The sequence below is a fragment of the Pontibacterium sp. genome (assembly GCF_041587635.1).
Classification (GTDB): domain Bacteria; phylum Pseudomonadota; class Gammaproteobacteria; order Pseudomonadales; family Balneatricaceae; genus Pontibacterium.
Genome location: NZ_JBFGYC010000122.1, coordinates 1 through 8,507, shown reverse-complemented (window position 1 = coordinate 8,507; position 8,507 = coordinate 1). Strand labels below are relative to the sequence as shown.

Here is an 8,507-nt window from a genome sequence, read left to right as displayed (position 1 = left end):
GCCGGAAAATATGAAACAAACACCCGGTTAGTTCATGACCTAATCCTGCTCGGGGCGCTGCCCCGGGCCGCTCCCGTTTTTCCAGAACACCTCTGTATTAATCAATATGTCGTCTGCGGATGACAGGGCCTAACGCTGCCAAAATTCACCGCAAACGACCGGAGAACGTGCCAAAATGGCTACACAAGACCCATCCGAGCCGACGTCTGAGAGCAGCTCAAATACACGCCAAGCACCCGATGTGACTGTGATTGGGGCTGGTATTATTGGTATCTCCTGTGCGGTTCAGTTACAAGCCAAAGGTTTAAGCGTTGCCGTGATCGATAAACTGCCTCCAGCAGACGCAACCTCCCATGGGAATGCGGGCATCTTCGCCGAATGTGGCTGCATTCCGGTAGCAACACCCGGCTTTATCTGGCAACTGCCGCAGATGCTGCTCGACCCACAAGGCCCGCTGTCATTGCCTCTAGGTTACCTACCCAAACTCACCTGCTGGGGCACTTCGTTTGCGCTCAACACGCGGATGCAGCGCTTCCGTCATATCAGCCAGTCACTGGCGGCTCTGCTAAAAGACGCCACACGCCTGCATCTGGAACAAGCCGCAATGACCGGGGCAGATGCCTATGCCAAAGCAGCACCGTATTACTATCTCTACAAAGACAAAGCCGCATTTGAAGCCGACAAACTGGCGTGGGATACCCGCAGCCAGCATGGCAATACGTACGATCTGCTGGGCAGCGAAGAGGTTCACCAACGCGAAAGTGCGGTCTCACCGGATTTTAACTTTGCGGTCTCCCTGCATAACCACGGTTTTTCACCGAATCCGGGCATGTTGGTGAAAACCATGGCCAGACATTTTGTCGAGCACGGAGGAGAGCTGATCACCGGTGAAGTTTCACAGATAAGGCTGAAAGAGGGTCAGGCCGAAGCAGTTGTCACCGACCGTGGTATTTATCAGGTCAATAAGCTGGTCATCGCAGGCGGCGCCTGGTCAGCCAAACTGGCGGAACAGCTGGGTCACAAAGTCCCACTGGAATCCGAGCGTGGTTATCACGTCCAGATCCAGAACCCGGGCATCAAGCTGCATGCACCGATCATGTTCTCCGCTGGGAAACTGGTAGCAACACCAATGGAAGGCGGTATTCGTTTTGCCGGTCTGGTGGAGTTTGGTGGCCTGAAAGCCGACCCTAACTACGACTTCTGCGACCGTCTGCTGCATCACGCCGAAACCCTGTTTCCAGAGATTGATACCACCGATCATGTGAAGTGGATGGGCCACCGGCCGTCGATCAGCGACAGTCTGCCAGTGATTGGTCGCAGCCCCGACCACAGCAATGTGCTGTATGCGTTTGGCCACCAGCACATGGGGCTGGTATTAGGCCCTCGTACCGGTCGTATCATCACCGAATTGGTCACGACAGGTGAAAGTGAGATCGATCTGAAGCCGTACCGGATTGACCGTTTCTAGGGCTCTCAAGTTAACTGAGCGGTTACACTGGAAGGGGCGGCCAACACACGGGGCGGCCCCTTTTTCCAAAGGCGCGGATTGCCTGATGAATTAAACGAACTAAAACCCGCCTGACGGGATTCGTATCCGCTTCGCACAACCCTCTGTCTTGATGGCAGGTGTCACTGTTAGTGCCTGCCTATAGCGCCGCGGTAACTCTGACCAGCGCTGTGGACAAATCAACCGGATGGCAAAAATGTGATTCTAGCGTTTAAATCATGAGGCAAGACAAACGGTTATCTCGCTCACTGTTATTGCCAGCGGGGCGATTGAAATTCTGTGTCCGTCTCACGTTAAAATCTCCACCAGAGATGGCACAGAATTTTTTGTACCCTTTTAAGAGTACTGATATTACCCCTTAACGCTTGCCGACGAGGCAGCAAGCTGGTGACTGATTTGATAACCGATTTCACAGGACGCCGATACTTTAGCGATGAGTGTCTCCCGGTTATAGGGTTTGACGACAAAATCCACCGCCCCGGCTTTAAGGCACTCGACCACCGTCTCCCTATTGTGGTGACTGGTAATCATCACAATAGGGATATGCATAAAGCGGACATCGTGCTTTATCTGGCGGGTCGTCTCTATCCCATTCACCCCCGGCATCACTATATCCATCAATATAAGGTCAGGCGGAGATTTAACCAGCTTTTGCAAGGCTTCCTCTCCGCTGCAGGCGAACTCCAGCCGGTAGTTCTCTTTTTTCAGAATGCTACGCATGACACTGCGTTGAAACTCGTCATCGTCCACCACCAGTATCGAGCGCGTAGATTCGTCGGCCTGGCTTAACTTATCCGCCCATATTTGATGACGGGTATTTGTCTGGGCGAATTGTTGGCTTACTTCCCGAATATCCTGCAACGCCGATGTCACCATACTGAATTCAGTCTTTATCTGCGTGGCATCTGGCGGGACAAGGCTCCAGTCCTCCGGTAACCCGTTTGCCTTTAGCTTGTTTTGCAGTTGCTGGTACGTCTCGGCGATGGCGGCATAAACGTCTTGTTCGGTTTGCTCAACCGTGCGCTCCACTTTTTCGACATGGTTATGACTCTCACTGAGCTGGCTATTGAGCGCACCGCTAAGTGCCGCAAGTTTCTCAGTCTGGTTGAGCATCTCCAGTGCTTGCTGCTGAGCGTCTCGGCAATCCGCCAATTCATTAAACGCCTGATGAACCGTCATGCCAAGCCGCGGCGGATCAAATGACAGGGGCCAGAATACGATGTAATTATCGATGTCGCGTTTGCGGCATAGATCATATGCCCGCTGCACGTCATTTTTATTGCACAGCGTGAGGGTGCGATGCTGCTGCTTTTGAAAGCGTTGGCTATCACGAGTAAGCAGTTGAAGGGTTTCCTCCGCTTTATCAAGATCATCAAATGCCAATAAAACGACATCCGCGGATGAGCGATCAAAATCCACCGCTGCCTGCTGCGGATTTATCGACGTAATAAGCTGCATAGACTCATTAACGAGCATTTTTTCAACCAGTTCAATAATGCTCGTATTATCCGAAGTTACAAATATTGCTCCGCCAGTTTCAGATAACATATTCACCTTCTTCCTGCGGAATCAACCGCTCCCGCGTTAAACGTTTTTGCCAATCAAACAGCCACCCATGCAAGTTTGCTGCAGCCATGGGGCGGGCAATAAAAAAGCCTTGGGCACAGATATCTCCCGAAGCTCTGACAAAATCCCAGTCCACACGGTCTTCCACCCCTTCTGCCACCACATCCAGTCCGAACTCCCGCGCTAGGCTGAGGCTGGCATGGTAGAAATTCCGAACAGAGGCATCGGTTGCAGCACCGTGAACAAAACGCTGATCAACTTTGAGTTCGGTAAACGGAAAATCACTCAGCTGACAAAATGTCGCAAAACCGGTGCCAAAATCATCCAACGCCAGATCAAAGTGATGCAGACGCAGCCGTGTCAGGACCTCCAGTGGATTACGCTCGTCAGTCTGCAGGCGACTTTCCGTGACCTCGAACGACAGCTCCTCAGGCGAGACCTGTGCTTCGGCGACCTCTTTACAGATGCTGTCCATAAAACCGATCGACACCAGACTTTCCATCGAGATATTGATCGCCACCTTCAACGATAGTCCATTGGATCGCCAATGTTTAATATCAGCCAGAGCGTTGGCGACCACCTGCCGGGTCAGCTCGTCAATCAGGTCATGCTGCTCGGCCAATGGAATAAAAAGGTCCGGGGCGATCATCCCATCAAGGGGATGACGCCAGCGCACCAGCGCTTCTGCGCCTTGCAGCCGACCGCTGGCAACTGCCACTTTCGGCTGGTAATAATTGATCAATTCACCATTGCGCAGTGCCGCATGCAGTTCAGCTACGCTGTAGCTTTTCTGGGCCAGCTGTCGCTCCGCCTCCACCTTTAAGTGCAGTGCAGATCGCCATTCATCCAGCACACCCGCCAATTGCAACGGCTCAACCGGCTTGCTCATCTGGCCTAAGATATTGATCCGGTGAGCCCGGGTCAGTTTTACCGAACACTGAACAATACTTTCTTCCTCTCCGCTGATCAGTAGTACACTGCCGGGATATTCCAGCTCCGCCAATTCCCGGATAAATGCCAGACCATCCATCTCTGGCATATTGAGATCCAGCAGGATCAGATCAGGACAGAAATGGCCGGCCGTTATCTGCTCCAGCACCACTCGGGCACTGCTACTGGCCTCCACGTTAGAGAATCCCTGACGGTCCAGCATCTGTGCCAGCAACTTCAGGATAAAGGGATCATCATCCAGAATTTGGATAGTGGGAGTAACGACGCTGTCCATAAAAGATTCCATTCAGGTATTGATCGATTCGCCTACCAGCCGTACTGCAACACTCGGACTTGGCTATAAAGTATAGCCAAGGCGTGTTTTAACGAAAGTCAGCACCACTTCGACTTCATCGGTAAAAGCTGGCACCAAGTTATCCACAGCACATTGATCCGTCGTTCTGGCCGCCTGCTCCAGCTGGACGCAGAGTTCGCCAAGCGCCTTTGCTCCCACGGAAAAGGACGACGACTTCAAGGTATGCGCGGCAATCCTGACTCTCTCGATATCCCCTGCCTGCCAGGCTTCGGTCATCGCTGTCACATGCCGTGTTGTGGTGCGATAAAATTCATGCAGCAGATCTTCGATCAAGGCCACATCATCGCCCACCAGAGCTTCCAAGACACTGATATCTACTGGTTCGGCGTTCTGTGCGACATTGTCACTGCTTTTCACCGCTTCAGAAGCTATATCGGCCGGGGTTAGCCATTTCTCCAACATCAAATTCAGGGTCGCTAGCTGGACCGGCTTACTCAGGTAATCATTCATCCCGGCAGCGCGACAGCGCTCGTCTTCACCTTTCAACGCATTGGCAGTGAGGGCAATAATCGGTAACGGCCTGGCCCCCTGCTGCTGAGCGCGGATCGCGGCAGTCAACTGATAACCGTCCATCTCCGGCATATGCAGATCGGTCAGCAGCAGGTCATAACCGCCTTGCTGCCAATACGCCAGTGCCTCCCGACCGTCACTGGCAATATCGGCTTGGTAGCCCAACAGGGACAGTTGTTGCAGAATCACTTTCTGATTGACCACATTATCTTCTGCAACCAGTAACCGTTGGTGCGAATTGATATTCTGCTGCCCAGCGCTACTGTCCGTCATGATGTGGCTTTCCTTATCCCCGCCAGAATCGGGCCACGGTATCCGCCCAGCCGCCTGCGCGACTGTTTTCAGGAAGGTGCTACGCTTCAATACGTTACCATCGACCATTACGTGGTCCGATTCCACAACGCGAGGGTAGCGGCGATCGCCACGTTCGATGGTGACTAGTCGTACGTCATGTTTAATCCAAGTATCCGCTGCTGCGCGCCATGCCTCTACCTGAACTTCAGCGACATCGACAATCCAAAGACATAGGCCAGGCGGAAATATATCGTTCAGTGACTGTGTCGCAGCAAGATCAACCACCCGTTCGACCTGAGCCCCCTCAAAGTCCAAGTAACTTTTCAGATCGCAAGCCAAACGACTACGGCCGATCACCAGGCAAGGCAGTCCTCTGACTATCGATTTGTCATCATGTTGATCAGCGGAATCCTCTGTAGACTGGAACGGCAATAACACTTTAAAAGTAGAGCCTTGGCCAGGTTCACTTGTCACACTGATCTGGCCTCCCATCAGATCCACCAGATTGTGGCAGATCGCCAGCCCCAGACCCGAGCCGCCAAAACGCCGGGTTGTAGACACATCAGCCTGGCTGAACGGCTGGAAAAGTTTAGCCTGAGCAGCGTCATCCATACCGATACCGTTATCGATCACCTGGAATTCAATCGATATCTGTGACGCGCTCCTACTTTCAAGCAAGGCACGCACCACAACACGACCCGGCTGCTGCTGGCTGGAAAACTTGATGGCATTATTCACCAGATTGATCAGTATCTGACGCAGGCGCAGAGCATCGCCGATCACCTTGCCTGGCAACCGAGGGTCGGTATATAGGGTAAGCTCAACACCCTTTGAGTTGGCCAGCTGATCCAACATATCACAGCTGGTTTCCACCACCGTCGGCACCGCCATAAGCTGGTTCTCGATCTCCAGCTTGCCGGACTCAATTTTGGAGAAGTCCAGAATATCATCGATCACCTCCAGCAGGCTGAAAGACGAGACCCTGATCAGATCCAGCATCTCCTCCTGGCTAGGATGCAGCTTGGTCTGCGCCAGCACATCGATCATGCCGATTACGCCGTTCATCGGGGTGCGGATCTCATGGCTCATACTGGCCAGGAAGTCCGATTTGGCGCGGTTGGCATGGTCGGCCTCGATCTGTGCCTGTTTGAGTGCGGCGGTACGGTTGGCGACCTCTCGATTGATCCTCACGGTCTGGCCCGCGGCAACGATCACAAATGCAGAGCAGCACAGCATCACCAGCACAGAACCTATCAGAAATACCCGCATCAGGACCGATTGTGCCGGTTGCCAGGGGTTGGCACCCCAGGTTTCCAGCAGAAAGGCGGCGCTACCCAACAGCTCTGGATGGTTGCTCCAAACCGCCGGTTGATTGCTCTGCAGTGACGAGCGGGTATCCCGCAACACTAACGCATTGTCGGTGTGGAGGTTCAAGCTCACACGGTATTCCAAACCATGTCGTTCTGCCTCCACCTGTAGCCAATTGAACAGGTCATCAAAGTACAGTAACCCGGCGGCAAACCCACGCAGCGCAGCGCGCCGCATGTGCGGGTCGGCGGCATTAGGTTCAAACCCGGCCTGATATACCGGCACAAAGAAGCGCCAGTCATCGTTGCGCGTTACATCCTGATCGTAAAAGGCGTGCCGTTCAGCCAGCTGCGGCAGCCCACTGTCTGAGGCGCGCAGCATGGCGGCCATGGTGTGAGGCTCAGCGCCGATATCGAGACCGATGGCCGTTGAATGATTTGACGGTATGCTGACAAATATGAACGGGTAATACTCTGCGCGCTCGGCAGCCGGAACAATACGGCCAGCGCCGTCGGTTTCAGTGATAGTGAAACCCCTCAAGCCCTCGGCAAGTAACTCGGTCTCCAGCGCTGCGCGGGCCTGCCGTGGCACCCGAGGAATCCAGGCAATCCCCTTGACTCGACCTTCACTGATGATGCGTTGTGTAAAACGGTCAAACTGGGTCCGGCTCACCTCGCCGCTGGCACCAAGAAAGTCAGCCACACTATGCACCGACTGGGCCTGCTGCCTGAGGTATTCCTCTAAGTACTCATGCAAAAATTCGCTGGTGGTCTCGACCTGAAGTTGATGTTCTGTTTTCTCAGCCCGGGCCAGCAACACCAGGCCAACCCCAATCAACACCGCCACCATCAGCGGCAGGATGCTGGTCTGCCAAAAATAGCCGCGCCACTGTTTAGTCGCGGGTAGCAATGGCAGCAGTAACGGAAGCGCCAGCAATACCCCGAGACTGTCAGCCGCCCACCAACCGAGCCAGTTGCTACCCAGCATATCGATCGGTACGCCCAGAAACAGGTACATGGCGCTCATACCGATCGTGGCTGACAGGACACAAGCCAGCGGACCGGCCATCAGCAACCGGATCAGGACTTCGCTCTGCTGCGCCAGCGGTTCATGCGACAAAACTAATTTGCGTAACCAGTAGGCTCCGAGCAGGGCCTGTAGCACGACACCGACGGCGGTGATCGCGGTTAACGCCACAATATCAGCCGAAAGTGCACTTTCGGCTGCGAGAACTTTATGCAAAAGATCGGAGCTGAAGGCCCCCAGCCAGATCGCAAACCATAGATGGCGCCCCCAGACGACCAGTCCGAACAGCGCGATCCCCGCCGCAGGCCAGATGGGTGCCGCATACACCGGCGGTACCGCGAGCCACAGGCCCAATTCGGCGAAAATAAAATACGCCAGGGCTAAGAGTAGAGGTTGCCACCACACGCGGTGCACTTTGCTGTTGGCATTGACATCTTTCGAAAGCGCCACAGATGATGGTGCATTCAGGGGCTGATTGGTCAAATCCATAAGATTCTCCTAACACTGTGGCCTGATCGGCATCAGCCTGACCCCTTAGCTTGGGTATACGGGGGAGACCTTACTTGCGAAGTGACACCATTACATTCAACGCAAAGTCTCTGACCACACTGGGAATCAGCCATTGCTAGTCATCTTGGTCTTTGATGGTGTTTGAATCAAGCGTTTCAATATGGACAAGCTTTTAGCGGAAAGACCGGGATCAAGCATGAGACGTGGAGACGTGCAGAACTGGTCGATGATTTATAGGGTGACTATCTTGAAATCCAAACGCTGTCGCCGCTTGGGTCGATCACAGGACATCCCACTGCACTTAGGCTGTAACCGGAGTCTTCCCAACAAACCGGCGTTGAGAGTAAATGTCAGCCCCGAGGTTAAATACTCCGCGTGTTTCCACCGAGTCCCAAAGCTACCGCCATCTGGATCAGTTCCGCCAATGAGTTAGCCGCCATCTTGGTCATCATGTTCGCCCGATGACCTTCGATGGTTTTG

At 53.8% G+C, this 8,507-nt stretch carries 5 protein-coding genes; 1 reads left to right on the top strand and 4 read right to left on the bottom strand.

Going from position 1 to position 8,507, the window contains the following annotated elements:
- Window positions 1-175: 175 nt before the first annotated feature.
- Window positions 176-1,468, top strand: coding sequence for an NAD(P)/FAD-dependent oxidoreductase (locus ABYW01_RS08270; protein WP_372832007.1), 1,293 nt, complete (start codon window positions 176-178; stop codon window positions 1,466-1,468).
- Window positions 1,469-1,858: 390 nt separating this feature from the next.
- On the opposite strand, the gene ABYW01_RS08265 is transcribed toward ABYW01_RS08270, so the two are convergent.
- From ABYW01_RS08265 to ABYW01_RS08250, 4 genes are all read right to left on the bottom strand, one after another.
- Window positions 1,859-3,055: a PleD family two-component system response regulator gene (locus ABYW01_RS08265; protein WP_372832006.1), complete on the bottom strand. Its 1,197-nt coding sequence runs from the start codon at window positions 3,053-3,055 to the stop codon at window positions 1,859-1,861.
- The gene (locus ABYW01_RS08260) at window positions 3,045-4,298 is read right to left on the bottom strand and encodes an EAL domain-containing protein (RefSeq protein ID WP_372832005.1); all 1,254 of its coding nucleotides are present in this window, start codon (window positions 4,296-4,298) and stop codon (window positions 3,045-3,047) included. The genes ABYW01_RS08265 and ABYW01_RS08260 overlap by 11 nt, the downstream gene beginning before the upstream one ends.
- A gap of 63 nt (window positions 4,299-4,361) precedes the next feature.
- Entirely contained in the window at window positions 4,362-8,006 is a 3,645-nt protein-coding gene (locus ABYW01_RS08255; RefSeq protein WP_372832004.1) for an ATP-binding protein, read from the bottom strand.
- Window positions 8,007-8,389: 383 nt separating this feature from the next.
- Window positions 8,390-8,500, bottom strand: a complete 111-nt coding sequence (locus ABYW01_RS08250) for a hypothetical protein (RefSeq protein ID WP_372832008.1) — start codon at window positions 8,498-8,500, stop codon at window positions 8,390-8,392.
- Window positions 8,501-8,507 lie beyond the last annotated feature (7 nt).

Bases quoted from the DNA above. Each gene is read 5' to 3' on its own strand.
- ABYW01_RS08270 (WP_372832007.1), top strand. From the start codon at position 176: ATGGCTACACAAGACCCATCCGAGCCGACGTCTGAGAGCAGCTCAAAT.
- ABYW01_RS08265 (WP_372832006.1), bottom strand. From the start codon at position 3,055: ATGTTATCTGAAACTGGCGGAGCAATATTTGTAACTTCGGATAATACG.
- ABYW01_RS08260 (WP_372832005.1), bottom strand. From the start codon at position 4,298: ATGGACAGCGTCGTTACTCCCACTATCCAAATTCTGGATGATGATCCC.
- ABYW01_RS08255 (WP_372832004.1), bottom strand. From the start codon at position 8,006: ATGGATTTGACCAATCAGCCCCTGAATGCACCATCATCTGTGGCGCTT.